Here is a 26,932-nt window from a genome sequence, read left to right on the forward strand (position 1 = left end):
TTCCTCCCGACCGCTTGGCGCGGCTCTATTTGTCGGAGTATAACGACGCCAATCGCGCGTCAACGCGCTGAACCTTCGAGGGAGGGGTCATGACCGCAAGTCGGTTCCCGGGTCTGGCGGCCGGCGTATTCGCCGCCGTCGCACTGGCGTCCACGGGCGCGCTGGCTGCCGACGCGCGGCGCGAGGCGGCCGGAACGCTGGCCGACGGGCGGGCGGTCGAGGCGGTCGTGCTGAGCAACAGTCACGGCGTCTCGGCGCGCGTCCTGACCTATGGAGCGACGCTGCAGTCGCTGATCGGACCTGACCGGCAGGGGCGTCCGGCCGATGTGGTGCTGGGCTACGACAACGCGGCCGACTTCGAGAGCCGGCCCAACTACTTCGGGGTGACGGTCGGGCGCTACGCCAACCGCATCGCCGGCGGCCGGTTCGACCTGGATGGACGCACCTACCAGCTGCCGCTGAATGACACGACCAACAGTCTGCATGGCGGGACCGTCGGGTTTGACAAGGCGATCTGGCGGGTGAGCGAGATGCGCAGCGGCGACGCGGCCTTCGTGACCCTGGCCCTGACCAGCCCCGACGGCGACCAGGGCTATCCGGGAAAGCTGGATGTCACGGTCAGCTACAGCCTGGACGAGACCGGCGCCCTGACGATCGCCTTCGGAGCCGAGACGGACCGGCCGACCGTGGTCAATATGACCAACCACGCCATTTTCAACCTGGCGGGCGAAGGCGCGCCGGGCGGGGTCGAGGGGCATCGGATGACCATTCCGGCGACGGCCTACACCCCGATCGACGCCGCCCTGATCCCGACCGGCGAGCTGCGTCCCGTCGAGGGCACGGTGTTCGACTTCCGCAGCGGCCGGATCATCGGCGAGGGTATTCGCGACGGGCGGGACGATCAGATCGTCCTGGGCCGCGGCTACGACCACAACTTCGCGCTCGACAAGGGCCAGACGGCGACGCCCGAGTTGGCGGCGCGGCTTGAGGATCCGGCGTCGGGCCGGGTGCTGGAGGTGCTGTCCACCGAGCCCGGCCTGCAGGTCTATACCGGCAACTTCCTGACCGGCCTCTTGGTCGGCAAGGGCGGCCACCTGTACCGCATGGGCGACGGCATCGCGCTGGAGCCGCAGAAGTTTCCCGATACGCCGAACCGCCCCGCCTTCGGCTCGGCGCGGGTCGAGCCGGGCACGCCCTATCGCCATGTGATGGTCTATCGGCTCAGCGTCGCCGACTGACGCCCGCCGTCTAGGGCTGTGGCGTCATGGCGCTGTGGGTGTCGTCCAGCGCTAACGTGACCAGATCGCGCATCGCGGCCTCGGCCGCCGCGCCGTCTTGCGCGGCGATGGCGTCATAAACGCGGGCGTGGTCCGGGATCGGATTGCGCGGCAGGTCGCGGGCCCGCTGCTTGAACTCGGTGGTCCAGTTCACCGCCGCGCCGATGCTGGCGCTCAGCGTCGTCAGGGCGTCGTTCTGCGTCGCCTTCAGGATCAGGTCGTGAAAGTCGCGATCGGCCGCGCGGCCCTCGTCGGTGGCCAGGGTGTGCCGGTCCATCAGGTCCAGCGCCGCCTTCATCTGGGCCAGCTCTTCGTCACTGCGGCGCTCGGCGGCCATGCGAGCGGCGGCGGGCTCGATGACCGCCCGCAGTTCGAACAGGCTGCGGACCAGACGCGGATCGGGCTCTCCGGCAAAAGCCCAGGCGAGAACGGCTGGGTCCAGCAGGTTCCAGCGGTGACGCGGCAGGACGCGGGTGCCGGTCTTCGGCCGGCTTTCCACCAGACCCTTGGCGGCCAGCGCCTGCATCGCCTCTCGGTAAGCGCCGCGCGAGACGTCCAGTTGTTCGGAGAAGGCCACCTCGCCCGACAGGATGTCGCCGGGCGCGTGCTCGCCTGACAGGATCGCAACGCCGATACGGTGCGCGATCGACCCGTGCAGTCGTCGGCCGGGTCCGCGCAGGGTGCGCGCCGCCTCGGGAAAGTCGCTCATCGCATGATGATCGCTGAACGCTCCGGCAGCGGCAATCGCCAAGATTGCATCCAAGCCCCCGACGGGCATATGTCGGAGTAATAGCTGAGGACAAACTGCATGCGCCTGCTCCAACACCGCTCCGAAGACGGTCGCCGCCAGGTGATCGTGGCATTCGGCGACGACGCAGCCTTTGTGGACGGCGTCGACAGCGTGCGCGCGCTGGCGCTGCACGCCATTGAGTCGGGCGTCGGGCTGGAGGCGGCGGTACGGTCGCTGGGGCTCGGAGGCGCGGTCGATCTGGTCGAGGCCCTCGAAGCGGGGCGGCTGGTTGCGCCGATCGATCACGATGAGCCCGCACGCGTGACCCTGTCAGGGACCGGCCTGACCCACCTCGGCTCGGCCGAGGGGCGGGACAAGATGCACAAGGCCGCAGCCGCCGGGCAGACCACGGACTCCATGCGGATGTTCCTGGAAGGACTGGAAGGCGGCAAGCCCGCGGAAGGCCAGCTCGGCCAGCAGCCGGAGTGGTTCTACAAGGGCGACGGGTCGCAGCTGGTCGGGCCAGAGCAGCCGCTGACCATGCCCGACTTCGCCAAGGACGGCGGCGAGGAGCCGGAGCTTGCAGGCGTCTATCTGATCGGGCCGGACGGTACGCCGTGGCGCCTGGGTCTGTGTCTCGCCAACGAGTTCAGCGACCACGTCACCGAGCGGCACAACTATCTCTGGCTGGCCCATTCCAAGTTACGGCCGGCCTCGATCGGGGCGGAGCTTCTGACCGGCGCACCGCCGTCCGACGTGCGGGGAACCAGCCGCATCCGACGCGGCGCCGCCGTGGTCTGGGAGAAGCCCTTCCTGTCCGGGGAGGCGAACATGAGCCACGCCCTTGCCAATCTGGAAGGGCATCATTTCAAGTACGACCTGTTCCGGCGGCCGGGCGACGTCCACGTCCATTTCTTCGGAACGGCGACCCTGTCGTTCGCCGACGGGTTCGAGACACAGGCGGGCGACCGGTTCGAGATCGAGGCTCAGCCATTCACCCTGCCGCTGCGAAACACCCTCCGGCGCGCCACGGGGCGGGCGCCCGGGGTGCGGGCGCTCTAGAACGCCTGCGATCCCGGCGCGTGCGGCGAGGGCGCACGGGGTTCCAACCTGACAAATGTTTAACCTGGGTCGGCCGCTAAACGTTTGACCCACCTACCGGCCACGACGATGATCCCAGCCCATCCGAGGAGGGGCTGGATGCGCCTCCTTTCGACATCGCGACGCCCGGGGGCGGGCGCGCAGGGGAGAGGCACATCATGCTGAGACGAGACTTCCTGTCGCTGGCGGCGATGGGAGCTGGCGGGCTTGCCCTACCGGCCTCCTTCGGCACGCCGGTGGCCGCCCAGGAACTGATGACGGTCATGGATGTGGCCAACAAGAAGCGGCTGGCGGACGCGGCCATGAACGCCGCGACCGGCGCGGGCGCCACCTACTGCGATGTGCGGGTCGGCCGCTATCTGCGCCAGTTCGTGATCACCCGCGAGGCGACGGTCCAGAACATCGTCAACACGGAATCGACCGGCGTGGGCGTGCGCGTCATCGCCGGCGGCGCCTGGGGTTTCGCGGCGACCAACAGCCTGACCATCGAGGCGGTCGCCGCCGCCGCCCGTCAGGCCGTCGCGATCGCCAAGGCCAATGCGCCGACGCTGAGCGCGCCAGTCCAGCTGGCCCCGACGCCCGGCGTGGGCGAGGTGACCTGGCGCACGCCGATCGCCAAGAACGCCATGGAAGTGCCGATCGAACAGAAGGTCGAGCTGCTGATGGGCGTCAACTCGGCGGCCATGGCCGCGGGCGCCGACTTCATCAACTCCATGCTCTTCCTGGTGAACGAGCAGAAGTATTTCGCCTCGACCGACGGCTCCTACATCGACCAGGACGTTCACCGCATCTGGGCGCCGTCGACGGCTACCGCCATCGACAAGACCACCGGCAAGTTCCGCACCCGCGAAGGCCTCTCGGCGCCGATGGGCATGGGCTACGAATATCTGGACGGCGCGGCGTCAGGCAAGTTCACCACGCCCAACGGCGTCATCAACTACGGCAAGTCCTATGACCTGCGCGAAGACATGGTGGCGGCGGCCCAGCAGGCCCGCGCCAAGCTGACCGCGCCGTCGGTCGAGCCGGGCCGCTACGACCTGGTCCTGGACCCCTCGCACACCTGGCTGACCATCCACGAGTCGGTCGGCCACCCGCTCGAGCTGGACCGCGTGCTGGGCTACGAGGCCAACTATGCGGGCACCAGCTTCGCCACCATGGACAAGATGCGCGACCGCTTCCAGTACGGCAGCGACAAGGTCAACATCGTCGCCGACAAGACCCAGGTCGGTTCGCTCGGCGCCGTCGCCTACGACGACGAGGGCGTTGCCACCAAGAAGTGGGACCTGATCCGCGACGGCAAGCTGGTCGGCTACCAGGCCATCCGCGACCAGGCCCACATCGAAGGCAAGGCCGCTTCGGACGGCTGCTGCTACGCAGACAACTGGGCCAATGTTCAGTTCCAGCGCATGGCCAACGTCTCGCTGGAGCCCAGCAAGACCAAGCACAGCGTGTCGGACATGATCGCGGGCGTCGAGAACGGCATCTACATCATCGGCGACGGTTCATTCTCGATCGACCAGCAGCGCTACAACGCCCAGTTCGGCGGCCAGCTGTTCTATGAGATCAAGAACGGCGAGATCACGCGCCAGATCGAGGATGTGGCGTATCAGATCCGCACGCCGGAGTTCTGGAACGCCTGCGTCGGCGTCTGCGACGAGAGCGACTATCGCCTGGGCGGCTCCTTCTTCGACGGCAAGGGCCAGCCGAGCCAGGTTTCGGCCGTGTCGCACGGGTCTTCGACCGCCCGCTTCAACGGCATCAACGTCATCAACACCGCGCGCGCGCTCGGCTGATCGCCCCAGGAGACCGACAGATGAGCATTCTTCCTGAGGCCCAGACCAAGGCCATCCTGCAAAAGGTCATCGCCCTTTCGACGGCCGATGACACCTATGTCCAGATCGACGGCGTGACGCGCGGCAACGTCCGCTTTGCGCGCAACGACGTCTCGACCGCCGGCGTCGTCGACAACACCGACCTTCAGGTCCAGGTGGCGTTCGGCACCAAGACCGGGACGGCGACGATCAACCAGTTCGACGACGCCTCGCTGGAACGCGTGGTGCGGCGGGCCGAGGCCCTGGCGCGCCTGGCGCCGGAAAATCCGGAGTACATGCCGCCGATCGATCCCGAGACCTATGTCTCGACCTCGACCTTCAGCCAGGCGACGGCGAACATCGACGCCGCCTATCGCGCCAAGGTCGCCAGCGACTCCATCCAGCCGTGCAAGGCGGCCAATCTGGTGGCCGCCGGCTATCTGGAGGATGCGGCCGGCTTCACGACCTTCCTGAACAGCAAGGGCGCCTACGGCTATCAGACCTCGACCTCGTCGGACTACACCTGCACGGTGCGGACCGAGGCGGGCACGGGGTCGGGCTGGGTCGGCCACAACGTCCAGGACGTGACGACCTTCAACGCGGCCGACGACGTCGCCATCGCCATGCGCAAGGCGGCCGCCTCGGCCGACGCCCGTGCGCTGGAGCCCGGCAAGTACACGGTCATCCTGGAGCCCGCCGCGGCCGCCGGCCTGGTCGGCTTCATGCTGAACTTCTTCGACGCCCGTTCGGCGGACGAGGGCCGCAGCTTCCTGTCCAAGGCGGGCGGCGGCAACAAGATCGGCGAACAGGTCTTCGGGCCCGAGGTCACCATCTTCTCGGATCCAACCTACGACGGCGCCGCCGCCCTGCCGTGGGACAACGAAGGGATGGCCCGCAAGCGCCTGCCCATCGTCGAGAACGGCGTGGTCAAGAGCCTGATGTACAGTCGCTATTGGGCGAAGAAACAGGGAACCACCGCGGACGCCGGTCCGGGCAACATCATCATGGTGGGCGGCGACAAGTCGACGGCCGAGATGATCCGCACCACCGAGCGCGGCATCCTGGTCTCGCGCACCTGGTACATTCGTCTGGTGGACCCGCAGACGGTGCTGCTGACCGGCCTGACGCGGGACGGGACGTTCTACATCGAGAACGGCGAGATCAAGTACCCGGTGAAGAACTTCCGCTTCAACGAGTCGCCCGTGATCATGCTGAACAATGTCGAGGAACTCGGCCGTTCGGTGCGGGTGCAGGCGGACGAGGGCGGTCCGATCATGGTGTTGCCGCCGATGAAGCTGCGCGACTTCACCTTCACGTCGCTGTCGGACGCCGTCTGATGAAAGCCTCTCCGGCCGCATGAACCGAGCTCAGTTTCTCCGGTTTGCGGCCGGGGGTGTGGCGTCCCTCGCTTTGGCCCGGCCGTCCGCAGCGCGGGCGGCCGGCGCCTACGACTTTCGGTTCACGCGGTTGCGCTACGATTCGGGCGACTGGGACGTCGACCAGCGCATGCCGTCGAACATGATCACCTCGCTGATCGACTACACGACCCTGCGCGTCGATCCGGAGGAGCACGTCATTCCGCTGTCGGATCCGCGGATGCTGACAGCGCCCTTCTGCTACATGGCCGGCCACAAGCTGGTGGAGTTCTCGCCCGCCGAGCGGCGCAACTTCGAGCGTTATGTCCGCAACGGCGGCTTCGTCTTCGTGGACGACTGCAACCACGACATCGACGGCCTTTTCGCCCGTTCGTTCGAGGCCCAGATGCGCGCCATCTTTGGGCCTCAGGCGCTGAAGATCCTGCCCAACGACCACGGCGTCTATCGCAGCTTCTTCCGCTTCGATGGTCCGCCGAACACCTCGATGGAGCTGAACGGCTGGGGCGACGACATCGTCCACGACCATCTGAAGGGCATCGAGATCGAGGGCCGGCTCGGCGTCCTCTACAGCAACAAGGATTACGGCTGCGAGTGGGATTACGACTGGCGCAACAAGCGCTTCCTGGCCGAGGACAACACCAAGTTCGCGGTCAACATCGTCATCTACGCCCTCTCCAGCTGACCGACCTTCTCCTCCCCGGAGCACGACCATGACCGAAGCCGAAATCCAGAGCCGACTCGATCGCCTGAAAGACCTTCGCGCCGCCATCGGCCGCGCCGTCGTGGGGCAGGAGGCGGTGGTCGAGCAGTTGCTGATCGGCCTGCTGGCCGGCGGACACTGCCTGCTGGAAGGCGTGCCGGGGCTGGGCAAGACCCTGCTGGTCCGCTCGCTGGGTGAGGCGCTGCATCTGGAGTTCCGGCGCGTGCAGTTCACCCCCGACCTGATGCCCAGCGACATCCTGGGCGCCGAAATCCTGGAAGAGGACCACGGCACGGGCAAGCGCAGCTTCCGTTTCCAGCCCGGCCCGGTCTTCACCAATCTGCTGCTGGCCGACGAGCTGAACCGCACCCCGCCCAAGACCCAGGCGGCGTTGCTGGAGGCCATGCAGGAGAAGACTGTCAGCTATGGCGGCGTGACCCACATCCTGCCCAAGCCCTTCTTCGTCCTGGCGACCCAGAACCCGCTGGAACAGGCCGGCACCTACCCGCTGCCGGAGGCGCAGCTGGACCGCTTCCTCCTGCACATCCGCGTAGATTATCCGACCGAGCAGGAAGAGGCCGACATCCTGCGCCAGACGACCGGAAACAAGGCCGATGCGGTGCCGGCGGTGATAGGTGGCGACGACATTCTGGCGCTGCAGGGACTGGTCCGCGACGTTCACTTCAGCGAGGGGCTGCTGGCGTGGGTGACGCGTCTGGTGCGATCCAGCCGGCCGGGCGACGGCGCACCAGACGTGATCCGCCAGTATGTTCAGTGGGGCGCGGGCCCGCGCGCAGGCCAGTCCCTGATCCTGGCGTCCAAGGCGCGGGCGCTGCTGAACGGGCGGCTGGCGGCGACGCGTGAGGACGTGTTGGCCCTGGCCGCGCCGGTGATGCGCCACCGCATCCTGCTGTCCTTCGCGGCCGAGGCCGAGGGCCGCAGCGCCGACGCCGTCGTGGCCGACCTGCTGCGCGCCGTGCCGCCGCCAGCCGGCTGATCGCAAGGGTCAAGGGCGTGATCGACTTCCTCGCAGCGGACGAACGGGCGCGGCTGAAAAGCCTGCGGCTCGCCTCGCGCCGCGCGCAGGGCGCCGACGGCCTGGGCCAGCACCAGAGCCGCAGCCGGGGCGCCGGTCTCGAGTTCGCCCAGTACCGCGCCTATGAGCGCGGCGACGAACCGCGCCGGGTCGACTGGAAACTGTACGGCCGCTCGGACAAATTCTTCGTGCGCGAGGCCGAGCGCGAGAGCCCGGTCAACGCCTGGATCATTATCGACGCCAGCGCCTCCATGAGCCAGGCGGACGAGGCGCGTCCGGATCATGCGCGGCTGGACGCGGCCAAGGGGCTAGCCCAGGCGGTCGCCGAGGCGGCGCTGCGACAGGGCGACAGGTTCGGCTGGATGACGCTGAGCGCGGCGGGCGTGCGCTTCGGTCCGGCGTCAGGCGGCGCCCGGCACCGCGACCGGATGCTGCTGGATCTGGAGCCGCTGAAGGCCGACGGCGACTTCGCCGGCGACGATGTGGTGCGGCCCCTGCTGGCGCGGATCGGCGCGCGCGATCTGTTGGTGGTGCTGAGCGACGGGTTCGAGGCGGCGTTGGTCGAGATCGCGACGAAGATCGCCTCGGCGGGGCGCGAAGTGCTGTTCGTCGAAATGCTGACGGCGGCCGAGCGCGACTTCGACATCAAGGACGGTCGCCGCTTCATCGATCCCGAGACCGGGCGAGAGCTGCTGGGCGACGGGCCGGCGCTGAAGGCGACCTTCCTGCGGCGGTTCGGCGCGGCGCGCGCGGACCTGCATGCCCGGCTCGACGCCGCGGGCGTGGTGCGGACCGACCATGTGCTGGGCGAGCCGCTGGACCGGCCGCTGAGGCGGCTGTTCGGATGACGCCGCTGCTGCTCCTTCCAGCGGGACTGCTGGCGCTGGTCGCCCTGGCGGCGCCGCTGATCCTCCACATCGCCCGGCGTCAGCAGGAGCGATTGACGGTGTTCGCCGCACTGCGCTGGCTGGACCCGAGGCCGAAGCCCCGGTCTCGGCTGCGCTTCGACGAATGGCCGCTGCTGATCGCGCGACTGGTGCTGGTCGCGCTGGTCGCGCTGTGGCTGGCCCGGCCGGCGCTGGAGGGAGCGGGCGGGCCGTCCGGCTATATCGCTGTGGCCCCCGGCGCCGACCTTACCCAGGCGCGCTCCATTGCCGGCGAGGCTCCTCTGCACTGGCTGGCGCCGGGCTTCGCCGAGGTGGAGGCGGGCGCGACCTTGGCCGCTCCGGCCGTGGGCCAGACCGCCAGCCTGATCCGCCAGCTGGACGCCGAGCTTTCCAAGGGCGCGACGCTAACCATCGTGACGCCGCCGGTGATCCAGGGCGTGGACGCCGAACGGCTGAAGCTGTCGCGCAAGGTCGACTGGCGCGTGGTCCCCGGCGTCATGGCCACGCCAGAGCGGCCGGCCGTCCCGCCGCCGATCCTGACCATCCGCACCGACGCCGCCCACGCGTCCGGCGCCCGCTATCTGCGCGCCGCCGCCGAGGCCTGGGTCGAGGACGGTCGGTCGGTCGAAGTCGGCGCCCTGGACGCCGCCCTGCCGCCGGATGGACAGGCGTTGGCGCGGCTGGGCGCCGGGGGTGTCCCCGAGGCTGTCGCGGACTGGGTCGAACGGGGCGGCGTGGCGCTGGTGTCGTATGACGCCGTCTGGCCGGCGGGGCTCGAGCCCTCGGTCTTGTGGCGCGACGATACAGGCGCGGCCTTGGCCACCGGCGCGGCGATGGGGCGCGGGCGGCTGATCCACCTGAGCCGCCCTCTGACGCCCGGCGACATGCCCGTCCTGCTGGACGCGGCCTTCCCGGCTCAGCTGCGTGACCTGCTGCAAGGTCGGATGCAGGCGCCGACTGGCATGGCGGCGACGGACTATCGGCCCGCGACCGGCGGACCATCCTATCCGCAGCCGCCGCTGGAGATGCGGCCGTGGCTGGCGGTCCTGATCGGCCTCGTCCTGCTGGTCGAACGGTTTCTGGCGACGCGGCGTCGCCGGGCGGACGCGCCATGAGCCCCGGCGCCCTGATCGCCCGCTGGACCGCGCCCGCTCGCCGGGCCGAGGCCGCCTATGACGCCCTGATCGCCCTGCCGCTGATCGTGTCAGCGACGGCCGTGGCGTGGCGGCTGGGCGGGGGCGGCGTCGCGTTGGTCGCGGCATTGGCGACCCTCGCAGCGGCGGTCGTCGTGGCGTGGCTGCGGGTGAAGCGGTTCGATCTGACCTGGCTGGTCGCGCGCCTCGATGCGCGGCGGCCGGAGCTGGAGGACAGCGCCGAACTGCTGTTCGCCTCGGCGCCGCTGGGTCCGTTGCAGTCGCTGCAGCGCGACCGGCTCATGGCGCGGCTGGATGCCGGATCGCCGGAGGCGCTGGCGCCTGAGCGCGACCGTCGCTGGGTGATCGCCGCATGGATCGCCGGGACCCTGATCGCGGTCGCCGCGGTCGCCTGGCCGCGTCCGGGCGACCTGCCCCAGACCCTGGCGCCGGTGACGGGACAGGCCGCCGCGCCTGGCGCGCCGCGTCTGGTCGCCCAGGGCCTGCGCATCCGCCCGCCCGCCTACACCGGCCTGCCCGTGCGCGATCAGGGCGAGCTGGATGCGCGCGTGCCGGAGGGGACACGGCTGGAATGGACGTTCCGCTTCTCGCCCGAGGCGACCGCGCCGCGTATCGAAGTGCTGGGCGGCGCGAGCCCGACGCTGCGCCATGAAGGCGACGTCTGGCAGGCCGAAATCGTCGCCCGACAGTCCATGCTCTACCGCGTCCAGGCCGGGCCGGACGCCGCCGTGGGGCCTCTGCGCCGCATTGACGTGACGCCCGACGCCCCGCCGCAGGTCCGCGTCCTGTCGCCCGAGAACAGCCTGACCTTCGTCATCGCCGGCCAGCGCAGCTGGACGCCGGTCTTCTCGGCGACCGACGATTATGGCGTGGCGGCCAATGCCCGCCTGCGCATCACCCTGGCCATCGGCGAGGGCGAGAACGTCACCTTCAGCGAGCGCGAGATTTCGATCACCGCGCGCGGCGCTGCGCGCGATCGTCGCTTCGCCCCGGTGCTGGACTTCGGCCAGCTTGGCTTCGCGGCCGGCGGCGATCTGGTGGTGCAGCTGGTCGTGCGCGACACCCGCTCGCCCGGTCCGCAGGAGGTGCGCGGGCCGAGCCTGATCCTGCGCTGGCCCACCGCCGATCCGCAGAGCAGCGGGCTGGAGGGCATGATCAACACCACCCTGCCGGCCTATTTCCGCAGCCAACGCCAGATCATCATCGACGCCGAAGCCCTGATCCGTCAGCAGCGCCGTCTATCCGATGCCGACTTCCTGCGCCGGTCCGAAAACCTCGGCGGCGATCAGGCCATCCTGCGCGGCCGCTACAGCCAGTTCCTGGGCGGAGAGACCGAAGGCGCGCCACAACTGCCGACCAGTGACGCCGCCGCGCCCGCCCACACGGACGACGACGGTCACGACCACGGTGCGCCCCCGCCTGCAACCGCCGGCGGGGGCTTCGGTCGGATGGAGGACGTGCTGGCCGAATACGGTCACGAGCACGGAGAAGCGGAGGCGTCGGGTCTGGATCCGAATACGCGCAGACTCCTGCGCCAGGCGGTCGACGCCATGTGGCTGTCCGAGCGGGAGCTGAAGACCGGCCACCCCGACCGTGCCCTGCCGCATGCCAACGAGGCGCTGGATCGGATCAAAGAGGTGCAGCAGGCGACCCGCATCTTCCTGAACCGCGTCGGGCGCGAACTGCCGCCCATCGATCCGACGCGTCGAATGACGGGCAAGCGCGAGGGCATCGACAGCCGTGACCTTCCGCTGGGCGCCGTGGAGGCCACCGACGGCCCGGCCGTTGAGGCGTGGCGCATCCTGGAGCAGTCGCGGCCGGGGAGCGGTGAGGCGGCGGCGCTGAGTGCGCTGGAAACCTGGGTGCGAGCGAACGGCGAGCGGCTGCCCGACCCGCTGGCGATCACGGCGGCGCTGGACGCCGTGCGGCGCGATCCCGGCTGCAGCGCGTGTCGCCAGCGGCTGCGCGGCGTGCTCTGGACGGCGATGGAGCGACCTGAAGCCGAGGTGCTGCGTCGACGGACGCCGGACGCGACGGGTGCGCGCTATCTGGATCGTCTGGCCGGAGGCGGTCGATGAGCCCGGCGTGGATCCTGGCCTGCGTGCTGACGGTGGCCGTGCTGGGCGCCTGGATCAGGCTCGCCCTGTGGCGGCGCGCGGCGGCTGAGCGACGCGGCGCGTCTTGGCGGTTCGCGGTTCTGGTGGCGCTCCAGCCGGTCTGCGCGGCTCTGCTGCTCTTCGGCATGTTCCCGCCGGATCGCCCGGCACCGGCCTCGGCGATCATGGTCGCCACGGCTGGCGCGCCGGCGTCCCTGAGCGGTGACGGCGCACGCCTCTACGCCTTGCCCGAGGCGCTGCCCATCGCCGGGGCCGAGCGTGCGCCGGACCTGGGGACCGTGCTGCGACGTCATCCCGGAGTGCGACACATCGCCGTGGTCGGCGCCGGCCTGACGGCGCGCGACCGTGAAGCCTTGGGCGACGTCGCCGTCTCCTTCCGCCCCAGCGTTGGGCCCAAGGGCCTGGTCGCTTTGAACGGGCCGGATCGTGTCGCGCCGGGCGCGGCCTTCACCGCCGGAGGACAGGTCGACGGCGTCCCGGGCGGTCGTGCCGAACTGCTCGATCCGGCGGGTCGGGTGACCGACGCGCAGCCGCTCGCGGCGGACGGCGGTTTCGCCCTGAACGGCTCCACCCGCGCCGCCGGCCTGACCGCCTTTCAGGTGCGGATCAAGGATGCGCGCGATCAGGTGGTAGAGACCGCCGCCCTGCCGGTGCGGGTCGAAGCGACGGCCAGGCCGCGCCTGCTGATCCTCGCGGCGGCGCCCAGCGCAGAGGTCAAATATCTGCGTCGCTGGGCGACCGATGCGGGCTTCGACGTGGTTGCTCAGATCAGCATCGGGGGCGGTGTGGAAGTGGGCGATCCGCAGGCGAGAATGGACGCAGGCGCGCTGGGCCGGTTCGACGCCGCCGTCATCGACGACCGCAGCTGGCGGGCGCTCGGCGGCGGACGCGGCGCGGTGCTGGCGGCCGTGCGCGGCGGCATGGGCCTGGTCCTGCGACCCTCCGGTCCGCTGGACGCCGGCTCGGCGGGAGACTGGCGGGCGCTCGGCTTTTCGCTGAGCGGGCAGGGCGGCCTGACGACGCTGGCGCTGCCGGCGCCACGAGCGGAGGCCGCGCAGCGCACCCGCCTGGGCGTTCCGCCCGCTGACCAGCCACTGGATGCCGGGTTCGCCGAAGCGGTGGCGCCTGACCTTCAGCGGCTGGGCCTGATCCCGGGCGGCGGCGAGACTGCGCCGTTGCTCCGAGACGCCAAGGGAACGACGCTGGCGGCCTGGCGCGCCTTTGGTCGGGGGCGGATCGCTGTCTTCACGCCGATCGACAGCTACGCCCTGACCCTGACCGGTCGCCGCGACCTCTATGCCGAATGGTGGAGCGACCTATTGTCCACGACGGCGCGCCCCGGGCCGGCCTCCGCCGCCATGCCCGGCAAGGCGTGGGTAGGCGAACGCACCATTGTCTGCGGTTTGAAGTCCGGCGCGAAGGCCGAAAGCGCGAGCCTGATCGTCGATCCCGCGGGGTGCGCGGCCTTCTGGCCCGCGCGTGCTGGCTGGATGGCCATCGAAGCCGGGAACGGCGCGATGACGCCGCTGTTCGTCCACAGCGCCGACAGCTTGAGCGCACTGCGCACGAGACGCGATCGTGACGCTACCCTGATGCTGCCCAAGACCGCGCCCGGCGCACCGCCGGCCGAGCGCGCGCCCGGCTCTTCCTGGCCCTGGCTTGCGGCGTGGTTTGTCGCGAGCGTCGCGATGTGGGCCCTGGAGCGCTCGCGCCTTGGTCGCCGCCGCGACACCGCGCCACCACCACTTGTCTGACCATTCGCCGAACGGTAAGCCTTTGACGCTGCGGCAGAGGGCTCCATCGGCGCGATGTCATCACCACCGAACGACGCCATTCCCTTAACGCCGACGGACAGCGTCACCGCGCGCTTTGTGGGCGGCTATACGCTCGCGCAGATCGGCGCCTTCATCGGCTTCGTGCCGCTGCTCAACGTCCTGCTGCCCATCAAGGCGGCCCAGATCGACAGCGAGATCGCGTCGCTGGTCCTCAGTCAGGCAGCCATGTGGGGGGCCGCGGCGGCGGGGCTTTCGCATCTGATCACCGGCCTGCTGAGTGACAGCACACGCTCGCGATGGGGCCGCCGCCGGCCGTGGATCCTGGTCGGCGGCGTCCTGACAACGCTGTCCTACGTCGGCGTCTACTGGGCCGACACGCCGGGACGCTTGATCGCGGCCATCGTCGCCTTCCAGGTCGCTTTCAACGTCATGTTCGCGCCCTTGGTGACCGTCTACGCCGATCGCGTGCCGGATCGGCAGAAGGGCGTGGTGTCGGCCTTTTTGGGTGTCGCCTATCCGATCGCAAACCTGTTCGCGGCACTGGTCATCGCTGTGGCGCTGAGCGGCGCGGCCGAACGCTACTGGGTGGTGGGGCTGACGGTCGCCGTCCTGACCGCCCCCTTCGCAATCTTCGGTCTGCGCGAGACGGCCGCCCCCGCGCCGCGCCCGCCGATCCGGCTGAGCCGCTCGTTCAGCGCCTTGGCCGACCGCGATTTCCGGATCGTCTTCGGCTCGCGCGTGTTGGTCCAGACCGCGATGGCGCTGAACAATCTCTACCTGCTGTTCTATCTTCAGCAGGACGCCGATGTGGCCAGCCGACTGCCGTCGATGCGGCCGGAGGCGGTGATGGGGCTGCTGATCGCGGGCGCCACGGCGACGGGTCTGACCTGCGGCTTCATCGGCGGTGTCTGGTCGGACAGGGTCGGCAACCGCAGGCTTTTCGTCGCCGTGGGCGCGGTGGGACTGGCGGTGGGCGCGGCCGTGATGGCGATAACGCCGGCCTGGCCCGGGCCGCTGGTCGGCCAGTTGATTTACGGACTGGGGTCGGGCCTGTTCGCCACGACCGACAATGCGCTGGTCGCCCAGGCGCTGCCCAAGCGCGAGAACATTGGTCGGGATCTCGGCATCATGAACATCGCCATCACCGTGCCCCAGATTCTGGCGCCGGCGCTGGGGATATTGCTGATCACCACGCTGGACTGGAGCCTGTCGGCCTTGTTCGGCGTGGCGGCGGTCTCGGCCCTGGCGGGCGGACTGGTCGTCCTGGCGGCGCGGCGGTCGCTCTAGGCGACCGCTTCCGCACAATAGCTGTCCACGAACGCCTGATGGGTGGGCAGCCGATCCACGGCGCGATCGATGTTGCTCTTCAGGTCGGCGAGCGCGCCGGCCAACTGATCGGTCGGCATCATGCGCGCCATGGCGTGGTGGGCGCGCGGCGTCAGATTCTGGCCCAGCATGACCTGCATCCATGACCCGACGCGGAACAGTTCGTCCGGCGCCTGATAGGCCTGGGCCTGCTCGCCGAAGAGGGCCAGGCGGTCCTTGAGCGTCTGGGGCACGTCATTCTCGCGATGCGCTTTCCAGAACGGCTCGTCGCGCTGGTTCAGGTGATAGTGCAGGACGATGAAGTCGCGGATCCGCTCCATCTCCTCGCGCGACTGGGCATTGAAGCGGTCGACCACGGCCGGGCTGATGCCGTCGAAGGGGAAGGCCTGAACCAGCCGCGCAAGGCCGGTCATGATCAGGTGGATGCTGGTCGATTCCAGCGGTTCGACGAAGCCTGCCGCGAGGCTGAGGGCGATGCAGTTGCCCTCCCACGTCTTCAACCGGCGACCGGTGCGGAAGCGAATCAGGCCCGGCTCGATCAGGCGCTCTCCGTCGATGGACGACAGCAGGCGCGCCTGGGCCTCGTCGTCCGACAGATGGTCCGAGGCGTAGACCAGGCCGTTGCCGACCCGGTGCTGCAACGGGATCTTCCAGCGCCAGCCGGCGTCATGGGCGATGGCGCGTGTGTAGGGCGCGGCCGGCTCGGTGGAGACGGTCTGCACCGCCAGCGCCCGGTTGGTCGGCAACCAGTGACCCCAGTCCTCGAAGCCGACACCCATCGCATCGCCGATCAAGAGACCCCGGAACCCCGTGCAATCGAGGAAGACATCGCCCTCGACGCGCCGTCCGCCGTCCAGCGCCAGCGCCGTGATGACGCCGCTGCCGGCGTCGCGCTCCACCGTCTCGATCTTGCCCTCGACACGCGTCAGACCGGCCGCCTCCGAATGGGCGCGCAGGAAGCGGGCGTAGCGGCCGGCGTCCAGGTGGTAGGCGTAGTTCAGGCGCCCATCGCCGCCGGCCGCGAACTTGCCTGCGTCGGCCGCCTGATGCTCGAAACAATAGTCGCCCAGCGCACCGGCCACGCCGCGATCGCGCGCCTCGAGCCAGAAATGCTGGAAGTCTCCCATCCAGGTCGATTTTCCGACGTCGCCGAACGAGTGGATGTAGCGATCGCCCGTGCGGCCCCAGCCCTCGAAGCTGATGCCCAGCTTGAAGGTGGCGCCCGTCGCGGTCATGAAGCCGCGCTCTTCGACGCCGATCAGGGCGTGAAAGCGCGTCACCGTAGGAATGGTGGATTCGCCCACGCCCACCGTGCCGATCTGTTCGGACTCGACCAGGGTCACGTCCAGCAGCGGGCCTAGCTGGCGGGTCAGCAGCGCCGCCGCCAGCCATCCGGCCGTCCCGCCGCCGGCGATCACCACGCGCGTTCGTTTCGGCTGGGTCATCGGTTCAGCTTCTGCTGGATGCGCGCGCGCAAGCGGCGTGCGGCCAGGGCGTCCAGCGGCGCCAGATCGCCGCGCGCGGCTTCTGGAATATGGGCGGTGGCGCGGTCAGGCGCGCCGAACAAATAGTAGTCGAACAGCGCGCGCCAGGCCTGCTTTTCGGCGTCAGGCCGATCGCGCAGGCTCAGCAGCCCGTGCAGCAGGGTTGTCATCGGCGTGTCCATGAAGGCCGGCGATCGGTTCCACCAGACGTTGATCATGGCGTTGAAGGGCTCCAGCGCCTCGACGTTGTGCCACCACAGGGCCGGGTAGAAGAGGACGTCGCCGGGCTCCAGCTCGGCCACCTGGCCCGCCTCGGCGGCCAGGGCGTAGCGGGGATAGCGCACCAGATCGGGCGCGGACGGGTCGACCAGACTGACAACCTGCCCGCCGGGCGTCGGCTCCAGCGGGCCAGGGTACAGGTTCTGGACCTGCTCCGGCGGGAACAGGGTGAAACGGCGCCGCCCGACCAGCGAACAGGCCAGATTGTTGGACATGTCGAAATGGGTCGCCGCCGTCGTGCGGTTGCCCAGCCAGATGCTGACCAGCGGCGGCGCGGCTCCCGGCGCGGGCGGCGGCAGGCTCAGCGAATTCTCGGCGCGCAGGCCGGGCAAATACCCGTCCAGATCCGTGGACCCGATATAGAAGGATGGCGGGTTGGGATCGTCCAGGTGATCGGCCACGGCGTCGAGATATCGTCTCAGCGAGACCGGTCGACCCTCGAAGTTCAGGCCGGTCATGGCGTCGTCGTAGAAATACCGGCCGCCGATGCCCGGTGCGCCGGTGTAGCCGACCACCGGCCGCCCGGCGTCGAACTGCTTCAGATAGTCGATGGCCGCCTTAGGGCCCTTCCGGCCGGCGGCGGCCAGCGCCCAGCCGCTCGCCAGACCGCGAAAGATCACCGGCTCCTGCGCAGCCAACAGGTCGTCCAGCGGCAGGGGACCAGAGGGCGCCTCGACCACGCGCGTGCGCCGCGTGACGACGCCCACGTCTGTGGTCTGGGCCGCGGCGGCTGTCACGCCCAGCCTTCGCGCGTGTTCTTCAGCCGCACCAGCAGGTCGATGTTCGAGATCGACGTCGCGGCCAGGATCGCCAGTGTCAGCCAGCCCTTCTGATGCAGCGACTGCAGCGTATCGCCGCTCAACGCCGCAAGCTTGTCGCGCGAAACGGCCAGGAACTGGTCGATATCGTAGCGCCGACCGTCGCCGACCGTCACGTCGATGGCGACGCCGTCCAGCAGACCTGCGTCGACCCAGGCCCCGATCATCGGATCGACCAGGCGAATGCCGTCGTAAAGCGCCGACAGAGTGTTCGAGGCGCCGTCCAGATAGGGTGTCGATCCGCCGTGCGGCAGGAAGACGGGCTCGCCCGCCTTCGTGATGCGGGCGTGGTCCAGGTCGACGTTGATCTTGGCGTCGCGCGGATCGGGCGCGTCGGGGCCCGGCAGATTGATTGAGAAGGGGCCGCGCCGATGCGCCATCGGCACATAGCGGGCCCGCCATTCGTCACCGACCAGGAACAGGTTCTCGTCGCGGTCCAGCCCCAGCAAGGCGACGGGGTCGATCTTGCCGTCAGGCGTCTGCTTGAACAGGATCGGATATTCGCGGGCGACGGCCTCGAACTCGTTGGGGAAGACGCGGGTCACATTGACGGCGTCGCCGTATGCCGCGCCATAGCCCTGGGCCACCCGAAGATCGGCGTGGTCCACGTTGTTCAGCATTACGATATTCGTCACTCGGAGCCTCGGCGTGTTGGCGACGGGACCGACGCGGCGAGTCCCACGATGTCACCATATCATCTGAGCAAAAAAGCACAGGGCCGCCGCGACGCGACGGCCCTGCTTTCTTCGGTGGTCTTCGCGATCAGAACCGGGCGCGCAGGCCCAGCAGATAGCGGGGGCTCAGCTCCTGGGCGAAGTAGAGCTGGCGCTCGCTTCGTCCATAGGTCCGGACCGTCTCGCTGGTCAGGTTGATGGCCTCGAACGACACCGCCATATTGTCGGTGATGTCGTAGCTGACGTTCATGTCCAGCGTGCCGAAGGGCGCAGTGAACACCGGGTTCCGGTTGGAGCCGTCACGGTTGGTCTGGGTCAGGTATTTGTCACGCCAGTTGTAGGCGAGACGCGCCGAGACGCCGTGGTTGTCGTAGATCAGCGTGACGTTGCCGCTGTTGCTGAGGCCGAGCAGGGCGAACTGGTCGATGCTCGGATCGGCGCCGACGTCCACTTCCACGTCGCCGTTCACGATCGTGTACGACCCGGCGATACCGAAGCCGGTGTCGCCCAGGAAGTATTGTCCGGCGATTTCAAAGCCGTCGATGTTGGCCTCGCGGTTGTTGACCGGTTGCGACACCGCGAAGTTGAACAGCGGATCGTTGCCGTTCGCGGAGATGTCGTAGGCGGCCAGCACCTGGTCGACGAAGCCCTGGTTCAGCGAGCCGTTCGGTCCGGTGCGCTGGGCATTGAACTGGGCGTCGGTCTGCGCCGTGTTGCCGTTGTTCTGGATCAGCAGCGCCGTGTAGGTGAACAGGTTCACGTCGGACAGATCCGCGCCGAGCGAGGTCAGGCGGCCCTGAGCGATGCCGGAGTTCGAGCCTGCGGCGCCCGAGCTGGGGTCGCGCAGATCGAACAGGGAGCGGTTGACCACGCCCTGGCCGATGAAGTTCCGGACGCGCTTGTCGAAGTAGCCGACCGACACATAGCTGGACGGGGCGAAGTACCATTCCGCCGAGAAGTCCAGGTTGTCTGAAACCAGCGGCAGCAGGTTCGGGTTGCCCGAGTTGCCGGTCGCCTCGCCGCCCAGAGCAGTCGGACGGCCCGGGGCGTTCACGGTGGTGGCCGAGAACAGGGCGCCGTAGTCGGCACGCGCCAGGGTGCGGCTGAACGAAGCGCGCAGCTTGATGTCTTCGCGCGGCTCGATCGAGAAGTCCAAAGCCGGCAGGACGTTGTCGTAGCCGCCCGTGCCGGTCACGGGCTGAACCGTGGCGCCGACGATGCGGGTGAAGTCGTTGTCAGAGACCCAGCGGATTTCGGTCGGGACCGAGATCAGCGAGGTCGACTCGACGTCGGTGCTCTCATAGCGAACACCGGCGACGACCTGGTAGGGCCAGCTGCCGAGGTCGCCTTCCAGGGTCACCTGGCCGTAGAGAGCCCAGGTGTCCTCGGCCACCGTGTTGTAGTCCTGGCCCGTGATCGAAACAGGGCTGCCCGCGTCGGCGACGCCGTTGAAAGGGTTCTTGTCCGCCGCATAGGCGGCCGACAGGGCGTTGTAGAGGGCGATGGCGTCGCCGCGGAACGCGACCAGCGAGGAGCCGGTCGAGCCGGGGTCGAAGCTGTCGAACCGGCAGGTCAGGCAGAACTCTTCCAGCAGGCCCGGCGCGATGGCGTTGACGTCGCCGGGATTGTTGACGCCCCAGTCGCCCAGGGTTTGCTGGGTTTGGACGCGCTGGCTGGTCATGTCCGACGAGATGTACTCGGCGCCGAAGTCGAACCGGCCGCCGGTGCTGAAGTCATAGCGACCCGAAACGCGGATCTCCTGGACTTCCTGCATCTGCTGCGAGGCGTTGGTGCGCGCGATGGAGCTGCCGACATCGGGTGTGTCGAGCACGCCGTTGTTGTTGCCGTACAGGTCGTCGCGGAAGACCACCGTCTGGACCGGGATGTCGCCCGAGAAGTCCACCGAGTGACCGCCGACGATCTTGGCGCCCAGACCGATCAGGGTCGAGGAGGCGCCGTTGGAGCCATTGGGCGTGCTCTCGGCCGTCGACGAGTGGGCGTCCAGCTCGAAGCTGAGGTTGTCGGTCGCGTCCCACTGGGCGTTGAAGCCGAACGACTCCAGGGTGTCCTTGGTCGCCCGATACTGCTGCTCGAAGCCCTCGTCCTTGGCCCCGCCGATGGTCTCCTGCAGGAAGACGGCGGTGGCGACCTGGTCGTTGTCGTCGAACCGGATCTGGCCGAACGGGCGGTTGAACCAGTTGGTCTGATCGGTGCGGGCCTCGTCCGTGGTCGTCTCGGCGTAAAGCGCATCGACGGTGAAGCGCAGGCTGTCCGACGGACTCCACTGCACGACGGCCTGGCCGTTCATGCGTTCGCGGCTGGACTCCGAGAAGTGGTAGCGGCTGTCGTTCGGGATGGCGACCAACTGGTTGGTTGACGGCGCGTTCGACACGGTCGTCTGGGCGTTCACATAGGGGCCGGCCGGGTTAAGGGCGACGTCGCGGCGCACGATGTTCCAGGCGTTGACGGTCGAGCTGGCCGCTGCGCTGTCGCGGCGCTGATAGCTGCCGAACAGAGAGACGCCGAAGGTGTGGCTGTCGTCGACCCAGTTGAACAGGCCGGAGACTTCAGGAGTGACGTCGTCGCCCCGATCGACGCTGGCGTCGTGCACCGCCTTGACGCCGATGCTGCCGCTGGCGCCCTCTTCACTGACGTCCAGGGGACGGCGCGTGACGATGTTGACGGTGGCGCCGATGCCGCCCGACGGGATGGCCGCGCGGCCGGTCTTGTAGACCTCGAGGCGGCTGACGCCTTCCGACGCCAGGTTCGAGAAGTCGAACGAACGGCTGGTCGCCGTCGAGAAGTCCACGTTCTGGTCGCCGCCGACGGCCACGACGTTGGCGGTCGGCATCTGACGCCCGTTCAGGGTCACCAGGTTAAAGCCGCCGCCGAAGCCGCGAACCGTGACTTCCGAGCCTTCGCCGTTCACCCGGTTGATCGACACGCCGGATACGCGCTGCAGCGACTCGGCCAGGTTGGTGTCGGGGAACTTGCCGATGTCCTCGGCCGAGATGGCGTCCACGACGCCGGATGAATTGCGCTTGATGTCCATGGCGGCGTCCAGGGACGCGCGAACGCCGGTGACGATGACGTCGTCGACCTGCGCGGTATCCGCGTCCTGAGCGTGCGCCAGAGCCGGCACTGACAGCGCTGTCAAAAGCGCGAGCGCCGACGACGAGCGCGCGAGCGCGCCCATGAATGTTCTACCCCTCATGTTTCCCTCCGCGGCGGCTTGTCGCCGCCGTCCGTTGTGTTTTGCCGCTGGGACTGTGACGCCAGCCGGTTGACCGTCTCTCCATTGTCCTACGCTGTCAACGGAAATGTTAGCGCTATCGGCCGATGGACGTTGCGGTGTGGCTGGAGTGACCGTCCGTCGACGCCGTGTTTGACTGGACCGCGGCGCGGGGAGGGGATAGCTGAGATGCTCAACGGCTCACCGGAGAGATCGTCTCGGTGCTGACAGGCATGCGACGCACGACCATCAGCGACGTCGCCCGCGAGGCGGGCGTCTCGACCAAGACGGTCTCGCGCGTCTTCAACGACGAACCCAATGTCACCGACCAGGTGCGCAAGCGTGTGCGCGAGACGGCCGAGGCGCTGAACTACCATCCCAACGTGCTCGCCCAGGCGCTGGTGCGGCGCCGCTCCCACCTGATCGGTCTGGTCTACGAGAACCCGTCGCCAAGCTACGTTGTCGAGTTGCAGATGGGGGTGCTCGAACGGCTGAAGAACGAGCGGTACCGCCTGGTCGTAATCCCGGTCTCGTCCGTGGCGGAGCGGGAACGCGAGGTCGTGGGCCTCCTGCGCTCGGCCGCGCTGGACGGCGTGGTGCTGGCGCCGCCGGCGGCGGACAACACCCGCATTCTGCAGGACCTGACGGCGGCGGGCATCCGCTTCGCCCGTATTGCACCGATGGAGAATCTGGAGGCCGGGCCCGGCACCCTGATCGACGACGTGTCGGCCGCGCGCGAGGCGGCACAGCACCTGCTTGACCTGGGTCACCGCGAGATCGCCGTCATTCGCGGCGACCCCACCCATGCGTCCAGCGTCGCGAGAACCCGGGGATACGACCAGGCCTTCGCCGCGGCCGGCGTCACTCTGCGTCCCGAGCGAATCAAGCAGGGCCTGTTCACACGCGACAGCGGGCACCAGGCGGCTTGCGAACTGCTGGATGGGGCGGATCGTCCGACGGCTATCCTGGCGCAGAATGACGACATGGCGGTGGGCGCCCTGATGGCCGCACGCGAACGCGGCATTGATGTGCCGGCCCAGGTTTCCATCGTCGGCTTCGACGATTCCGAGGTCTCCCGCATCACCTGGCCTCGCATCACGACGGTGCGCCAGCCGGTGTTCGAAATGGCGGTCGCCGCGACCGACATGGTCATTGCCCAACTGGAAGACGGGGGATCTTCGGAGCACCGCAAACACCCCTTCCAGCTGCTGGTCCGTGAATCGTCCAGCCCCCCGCCCACCTGACCGAGCGAACGAGGTGGTACCGGTATCAATTCGTCATTGACAACGCTGTCAACGGTTGGGCATTCTGACGTCGCCAGCCGCAAGAGGCGCGGGTGGCGAGAGGTCATTCGTGACTTCCTGGAATTCCTTTCCCACCTTCCCACGCCGCGACGACTCCCGTGCGTCGCGGCGTTTTTCTGTCCGCTTGGCAGGCCTTCTGAGAGACGTGGCGAGAATTTATCAGGTAGCGCATCGGCTCTGCGCGCGGCCCGCCCGCGAAGGGAGGGTGACAAGTCCCCTGTTCCTTCGCCATATGACCGCCGCGTGATCCGCGACGTCGGGCCGCCAGGGGACTGCTTTTGTCGACTTCTTGCTCCGAGGGCCACGCATGACGGCGTCCCTGACCCATCTTCAGCGGCTCGAGGCCGAAAGCATTCACATCCTGCGGGAAGTGGCGTCCGAGGCCGAGAACCCGGTGATGCTGTATTCGATCGGCAAGGATTCGGCCGTCATGCTGCATCTGGCGCGCAAGGCCTTCTTCCCGTCGCGCCCGCCGTTCCCGCTGCTACACGTCGACACGACCTGGAAATTCCAGGCCATGTACGAAATGCGCGAGCGTATGGCCAAGGAGCTCGGCTTCGAGCTGCTGGTGCACAAGAACCCTGACGCGGTGGCGCAGGGGATCAACCCGTTCGACCACGGCTCGGCGCTGCACACCGACGTGTGGAAGACCGAGGGCCTGAAGCAGGCGCTGAGCCAGTACGGGTTCGACGCGGCCTTCGGCGGCGCCCGTCGCGACGAGGAGAAGTCGCGGGCCAAGGAGCGCATCTTCTCGTTCCGCTCGGCCGAGCACCGCTGGGACCCCAAAAACCAGCGGCCTGAGCTGTGGAAGCTCTACAACGCCCGAAAACGGCCGGGTGAGAGCATTCGGGTCTTCCCGATCTCCAACTGGACCGAGCTGGACATCTGGCAATACATCCACCTGGAGCAGATCCCGATCGTGCCGCTGTATTTCGCTGCCGAACGGCCGGTGGTGGAGCGCGACGGCATGCTGATCATGGTCGATGACGACCGCTTCCCGCTGCGCGACGGCGAGACGCCGCAGATGCGCTCGGTGCGGTTCCGCACCCTGGGCTGCTACCCCCTGACCGGCGCGGTCGAGAGCACGGCGGCGACCCTGCCCGAGATCATCCAGGAAATGCTGCTGACCACCACCTCGGAACGCCAGGGCCGGGCCATCGACCACGACCAGTCCGCCTCGATGGAGAAGAAGAAACAGGAGGGCTATTTCTGATGGCTCACCAATCCGACCTCATCGCCAGCGACATCCTGGCCTATCTGCAGTCGCACCAGAACAAGAGCCTGCTGCGCTTCATCACCTGCGGCTCCGTGGACGACGGCAAGTCGACCCTGATCGGGCGGCTGCTCTACGACTCCAAGATGATCTTCGAGGATCAGCTGGCGGCCCTGGAGGCCGACAGCCGGCGCGTGGGCACGCAAGGCGACGACATCGACTTCGCCCTTCTGGTCGACGGCCTGGCCGCCGAGCGGGAGCAGGGCATCACGATCGACGTCGCCTACCGCTTCTTCTCGACGGATCGACGCAAGTTCATCGTCGCCGATACGCCGGGGCACGAGCAGTACACGCGCAACATGGTCACCGGCGCATCGACCGCCGATGCGGCCGTGATCCTGATCGACGCGCGGCGGGGCGTCCTGACCCAGACCCGGCGGCACTCGTATCTCGTGTCGCTGCTGGGCATCCGTCACGTCATCCTGGCCATCAACAAGATGGATCTGGTCGACTGGTCGCAGGAGACCTTCGACAGCATCCTGGCCGAGTATCGCGAGTTCGCCGAGCAGATCGGCCTGACCAATTTCCACGCCATCCCGATGTCGGCGCTGAAGGGCGACAACATCACCGAGCCCAGCGACAAGGCGCCCTGGTACGACGGCCCGCCGCTGATGCGGCTGCTGGAGACGCTGGAGATCGACGACGTCCTGGCCGCCGATCCCTTCCGCATGCCGGTCCAGTGGGTCAACCGGCCGAACCTGGACTTCCGCGGCTTCTCTGGCCTGATCGCCTCGGGCACGGTGAGGCCTGGGGATCCGATCCGCGCCCTGCCGTCGGGCCGCACCAGCACTGTGGCGCGCATCGTCACTGCGGACGGCGACCTGGATCAGGCCGTCGCCGGCCAGTCCATCACGCTGACGTTGGCAGACGAGATCGACGTATCGCGCGGCGACATCCTTGCAACCGGCGACAATCCGCCGGAAGTCGCCGACCAGTTCGAGGCCACCCTGGTCTGGATGGACGAGGACCCGATGCTGCCGGGCCGTCCCTATCTCCTGAAGGTCGGCGCCAAGACCGTCTCGGCCTCGATCACCGAGCCCAAGTACAAGGTCAATGTGAACACCCTCGAGCAGCAACCGGCCAAGCGGCTGGAGCTGAACGAGATCGGCGTCTGCAACCTGTCGCTGGAGACCGCGACGGCGTTCGAGCCCTACGGGACCAGCAAGGACCTGGGCGGCTTCATCCTGATCGACCGGATCACCAACCGGACGGTGGCGGCTGGGCTGCTGCACTTCGCCCTTCGGCGCTCGCACAACATCCACTGGCAGGCGCTGTCGGTCGACAAGGCGGCGCGGGCGGCGATCAAACGCCAGAAGGGGCGGGTCGTCTGGCTGACCGGCCTGTCGGGCGCGGGCAAGTCGACCATCGCCAATCTGGTCGAGAAGCGTCTGCACGCCGATGGGCGGCACACGTACCTGCTGGACGGCGACAACGTCCGACACGGGCTGAACCGCGACCTTGGCTTCACCGAGGAAGACCGGGTCGAGAACATCCGCCGGGTCGCGGAAGTGTCCAAGTTGATGGTCGAGGCCGGTCTGATCGTCCTGGTCAGCTTCATCTCGCCGTTCCGGGCCGAGCGCCGCATGGCGCGCGACATGATGGGCGAGGGCGAGTTCGTCGAGGTGCACGTCGACACGCCGTTGGCTGTCGCCGAGCAACGCGACGTCAAGGGCCTCTACAAGAAGGCGCGGGCGGGCGAACTGGCCAACTTCACCGGCATCGACAGCCCCTATGAGACGCCGGAGCACGCCGAGATCGTCATCGACACCACGGCCATGACCCCCGCCGAGGCCGCCGAGGCCATCGTGGCCTGGCTGGACAAGGCATGAGCACGCTGTCTCCGGGACTGGCGGCCGACATGAGCGACGCCGAACTGGCTGTCGCTCTGGCCGACGGCGCGGGCCGGCTGTTGGTCGCGCTGCGCGACACGGGGATGTTCGCCGGCAAGGCGCTGGGCAAGGCGGGCGACGCGGTGGCGCACCAGTTCCTGGTCCACGCGCTGGCGCATCTGCGGCCCGAGGATGGCGTGCTGTCCGAGGAGGGTGCGGCCGATCCCAAGCGGCTGTCGATGTCGCGTGTCTGGATCGTGGATCCGGTCGACGGCACGCGGGAGTACGGCGAGGCGCGTTCGGACTGGGCGGTGCACGTCGCCCTGTCGATCGACGGCAGGCCGGCCATCGGCGCGGTGGCGCAGCCGGACCTGCCGGCGACCTACAGCACCAGCGACTGCGCCTTGGGCGACTGTCCCGGTGAGCTGCGCATCCTGGTCAGCCGCACCCGGCCGCCGGAACAGGCCGAGCGCGCGGCGGCGGCCCTGGGCGCCCGTCTGGTCGGCATGGGCTCGGCGGGCGCCAAGACCATGGCGGTCGTGCGCGGCGAGGCGCAGGCCTATGTCCACGCCGGCGGCCAGTATGAATGGGACAGCTGCGCCCCGGTCGCGGTGGCGGCGGCGGCGGGCCTGCATGTCTCGCGGCTGGACGGCTCGCCTCTGATCTACAACCGAAGCGACCCCTACCTGCCCGACATCGTTGTCTGCCGGCCCGAGCTGAGGGATCGTCTTCTGGCGGCGCTGAGGTGA

Annotated in this window: 20 protein-coding genes; 15 read left to right on the plus strand and 5 right to left on the minus strand. The window is 68.8% G+C overall.

Features of this window, described 5'->3' with window-relative positions:
* Positions 1 to 89: 89 nt before the first annotated feature.
* Positions 90 to 1,238, plus strand: coding sequence for an aldose epimerase family protein (locus ASG17_RS04555; RefSeq protein WP_056099788.1), 1,149 nt, complete (start codon positions 90 to 92; stop codon positions 1,236 to 1,238).
* Positions 1,239 to 1,248: 10 nt separating this feature from the next.
* On the opposite strand, the gene ASG17_RS04560 is transcribed toward ASG17_RS04555, so the two are convergent.
* Positions 1,249 to 2,028, minus strand: a complete 780-nt coding sequence (locus ASG17_RS04560; protein ID WP_369796653.1) for a FadR/GntR family transcriptional regulator — start codon at positions 2,026 to 2,028, stop codon at positions 1,249 to 1,251.
* A gap of 57 nt (positions 2,029 to 2,085) precedes the next feature.
* On the opposite strand from ASG17_RS04560, the gene araD1 reads away from it, so the two are divergent.
* The 10 genes from araD1 to ASG17_RS04610 all read left to right on the plus strand — a co-directional run bounded on the left by araD1 (position 2,086) and on the right by ASG17_RS04610 (position 15,251).
* Positions 2,086 to 3,069 (plus strand): AraD1 family protein, encoded by a 984-nt coding sequence (gene araD1 / locus ASG17_RS04565; protein ID WP_056099792.1) that lies wholly within the window; start codon positions 2,086 to 2,088, stop codon positions 3,067 to 3,069.
* Positions 3,070 to 3,266: 197 nt separating this feature from the next.
* Positions 3,267 to 4,901 carry a TldD/PmbA family protein gene (locus ASG17_RS04570; RefSeq protein ID WP_056099796.1) on the plus strand — a complete coding sequence of 545 codons (1,635 nt, stop codon included), beginning with the start codon at positions 3,267 to 3,269 and terminating at the stop codon, positions 4,899 to 4,901.
* Between the two features lie 20 nt (positions 4,902 to 4,921).
* The gene (locus tag ASG17_RS04575) at positions 4,922 to 6,256 is read left to right on the plus strand and encodes a TldD/PmbA family protein (protein WP_056099799.1); all 1,335 of its coding nucleotides are present in this window, start codon (positions 4,922 to 4,924) and stop codon (positions 6,254 to 6,256) included.
* Positions 6,257 to 6,275: 19 nt separating this feature from the next.
* On the plus strand, positions 6,276 to 6,977 hold the full coding sequence (locus ASG17_RS04580; protein ID WP_056099801.1) for a DUF4159 domain-containing protein: 702 nt from the start codon (positions 6,276 to 6,278) through the stop codon (positions 6,975 to 6,977).
* Between the two features lie 28 nt (positions 6,978 to 7,005).
* Positions 7,006 to 7,992 (plus strand): MoxR family ATPase, encoded by a 987-nt coding sequence (locus ASG17_RS04585; protein WP_056099802.1) that lies wholly within the window; start codon positions 7,006 to 7,008, stop codon positions 7,990 to 7,992.
* A 17-nt stretch (positions 7,993 to 8,009) separates the two neighbouring features.
* Entirely contained in the window at positions 8,010 to 8,879 is an 870-nt protein-coding gene (locus ASG17_RS04590) for a DUF58 domain-containing protein (RefSeq protein ID WP_056099804.1), read from the plus strand.
* Entirely contained in the window at positions 8,876 to 10,033 is a 1,158-nt protein-coding gene (locus ASG17_RS04595) for a BatA domain-containing protein (protein WP_056099806.1), read from the plus strand. The genes ASG17_RS04590 and ASG17_RS04595 overlap by 4 nt, the downstream gene beginning before the upstream one ends.
* Positions 10,030 to 12,150 carry a DUF4175 family protein gene (locus tag ASG17_RS04600; protein WP_056099808.1) on the plus strand — a complete coding sequence of 707 codons (2,121 nt, stop codon included), beginning with the start codon at positions 10,030 to 10,032 and terminating at the stop codon, positions 12,148 to 12,150. Before ASG17_RS04595 ends, ASG17_RS04600 begins: the two co-directional genes overlap by 4 nt.
* Complete coding sequence (locus ASG17_RS04605; protein WP_056099811.1) at positions 12,147 to 13,943, plus strand: hypothetical protein; 1,797 nt, start codon at positions 12,147 to 12,149, stop codon at positions 13,941 to 13,943. The genes ASG17_RS04600 and ASG17_RS04605 overlap by 4 nt, the downstream gene beginning before the upstream one ends.
* Positions 13,944 to 13,997: 54 nt before the next feature.
* Entirely contained in the window at positions 13,998 to 15,251 is a 1,254-nt protein-coding gene (locus ASG17_RS04610; RefSeq protein ID WP_082496111.1) for an MFS transporter, read from the plus strand.
* On the opposite strand, the gene ASG17_RS04615 is transcribed toward ASG17_RS04610, so the two are convergent.
* From ASG17_RS04615 to ASG17_RS04630, 4 genes are all read right to left on the minus strand, one after another.
* Positions 15,248 to 16,735 (minus strand): tryptophan halogenase family protein, encoded by a 1,488-nt coding sequence (locus tag ASG17_RS04615; protein WP_056099821.1) that lies wholly within the window; start codon positions 16,733 to 16,735, stop codon positions 15,248 to 15,250. The genes ASG17_RS04610 and ASG17_RS04615 overlap by 4 nt on opposite strands.
* A complete protein-coding gene (locus tag ASG17_RS04620) occupies positions 16,732 to 17,790 on the minus strand; it encodes a cupin-like domain-containing protein (protein WP_369796655.1) in 1,059 nt (352 codons plus the stop codon). Before ASG17_RS04620 ends, ASG17_RS04615 begins: the two co-directional genes overlap by 4 nt.
* Positions 17,787 to 18,506: a SapC family protein gene (locus tag ASG17_RS15635; protein WP_200935025.1), complete on the minus strand. Its 720-nt coding sequence runs from the start codon at positions 18,504 to 18,506 to the stop codon at positions 17,787 to 17,789. Before ASG17_RS15635 ends, ASG17_RS04620 begins: the two co-directional genes overlap by 4 nt.
* 127 nt (positions 18,507 to 18,633) lie before the next feature.
* Positions 18,634 to 21,759, minus strand: a complete 3,126-nt coding sequence (locus ASG17_RS04630; RefSeq protein ID WP_162238771.1) for a TonB-dependent receptor — start codon at positions 21,757 to 21,759, stop codon at positions 18,634 to 18,636.
* A gap of 251 nt (positions 21,760 to 22,010) precedes the next feature.
* Between ASG17_RS04630 and ASG17_RS04635 the strand changes: the two genes are divergently transcribed.
* The 4 genes from ASG17_RS04635 (at position 22,011) to ASG17_RS04650 (ending at position 26,932) form a co-directional block, all read left to right on the plus strand.
* Positions 22,011 to 23,021 (plus strand): LacI family DNA-binding transcriptional regulator, encoded by a 1,011-nt coding sequence (locus ASG17_RS04635; RefSeq protein WP_082496113.1) that lies wholly within the window; start codon positions 22,011 to 22,013, stop codon positions 23,019 to 23,021.
* A 367-nt stretch (positions 23,022 to 23,388) separates the two neighbouring features.
* On the plus strand, positions 23,389 to 24,294 hold the full coding sequence (gene cysD, locus ASG17_RS04640; RefSeq protein ID WP_056099830.1) for a sulfate adenylyltransferase subunit CysD: 906 nt from the start codon (positions 23,389 to 23,391) through the stop codon (positions 24,292 to 24,294).
* Positions 24,294 to 26,183 (plus strand): sulfate adenylyltransferase subunit CysN, encoded by a 1,890-nt coding sequence (gene cysN, locus ASG17_RS04645; protein ID WP_056099833.1) that lies wholly within the window; start codon positions 24,294 to 24,296, stop codon positions 26,181 to 26,183. The genes cysD and cysN overlap by 1 nt, the downstream gene beginning before the upstream one ends.
* Entirely contained in the window at positions 26,180 to 26,932 is a 753-nt protein-coding gene (locus ASG17_RS04650) for a 3'(2'),5'-bisphosphate nucleotidase CysQ (protein ID WP_200935026.1), read from the plus strand. The genes cysN and ASG17_RS04650 overlap by 4 nt, the downstream gene beginning before the upstream one ends.

Source organism: Brevundimonas sp. Leaf363, assembly GCF_001424025.1.
Taxonomy (GTDB): domain Bacteria; phylum Pseudomonadota; class Alphaproteobacteria; order Caulobacterales; family Caulobacteraceae; genus Brevundimonas.

Coding starts and splice junctions, on each gene's coding strand:
- ASG17_RS04555 (WP_056099788.1), top strand. CDS start 90: ATGACCGCAAGTCGGTTCCCGGGTCTGGCGGCCGGCGTATTCGCCGCC.
- ASG17_RS04615 (WP_056099821.1), bottom strand. CDS start 16,735: ATGACCCAGCCGAAACGAACGCGCGTGGTGATCGCCGGCGGCGGGACG.
- cysD (WP_056099830.1), top strand. CDS start 23,389: ATGACGGCGTCCCTGACCCATCTTCAGCGGCTCGAGGCCGAAAGCATT.
- araD1 (WP_056099792.1), top strand. CDS start 2,086: ATGCGCCTGCTCCAACACCGCTCCGAAGACGGTCGCCGCCAGGTGATC.
- ASG17_RS04595 (WP_056099806.1), top strand. CDS start 8,876: ATGACGCCGCTGCTGCTCCTTCCAGCGGGACTGCTGGCGCTGGTCGCC.
- ASG17_RS04575 (WP_056099799.1), top strand. CDS start 4,922: ATGAGCATTCTTCCTGAGGCCCAGACCAAGGCCATCCTGCAAAAGGTC.
- ASG17_RS04610 (WP_082496111.1), top strand. CDS start 13,998: ATGTCATCACCACCGAACGACGCCATTCCCTTAACGCCGACGGACAGC.
- ASG17_RS04630 (WP_162238771.1), bottom strand. CDS start 21,759: ATGAGGGGTAGAACATTCATGGGCGCGCTCGCGCGCTCGTCGTCGGCG.
- ASG17_RS04605 (WP_056099811.1), top strand. CDS start 12,147: ATGAGCCCGGCGTGGATCCTGGCCTGCGTGCTGACGGTGGCCGTGCTG.
- ASG17_RS04635 (WP_082496113.1), top strand. CDS start 22,011: ATGCGACGCACGACCATCAGCGACGTCGCCCGCGAGGCGGGCGTCTCG.
- ASG17_RS04585 (WP_056099802.1), top strand. CDS start 7,006: ATGACCGAAGCCGAAATCCAGAGCCGACTCGATCGCCTGAAAGACCTT.
- ASG17_RS04600 (WP_056099808.1), top strand. CDS start 10,030: ATGAGCCCCGGCGCCCTGATCGCCCGCTGGACCGCGCCCGCTCGCCGG.
- cysN (WP_056099833.1), top strand. CDS start 24,294: ATGGCTCACCAATCCGACCTCATCGCCAGCGACATCCTGGCCTATCTG.
- ASG17_RS04580 (WP_056099801.1), top strand. CDS start 6,276: ATGAACCGAGCTCAGTTTCTCCGGTTTGCGGCCGGGGGTGTGGCGTCC.
- ASG17_RS04570 (WP_056099796.1), top strand. CDS start 3,267: ATGCTGAGACGAGACTTCCTGTCGCTGGCGGCGATGGGAGCTGGCGGG.
- ASG17_RS04650 (WP_200935026.1), top strand. CDS start 26,180: ATGAGCACGCTGTCTCCGGGACTGGCGGCCGACATGAGCGACGCCGAA.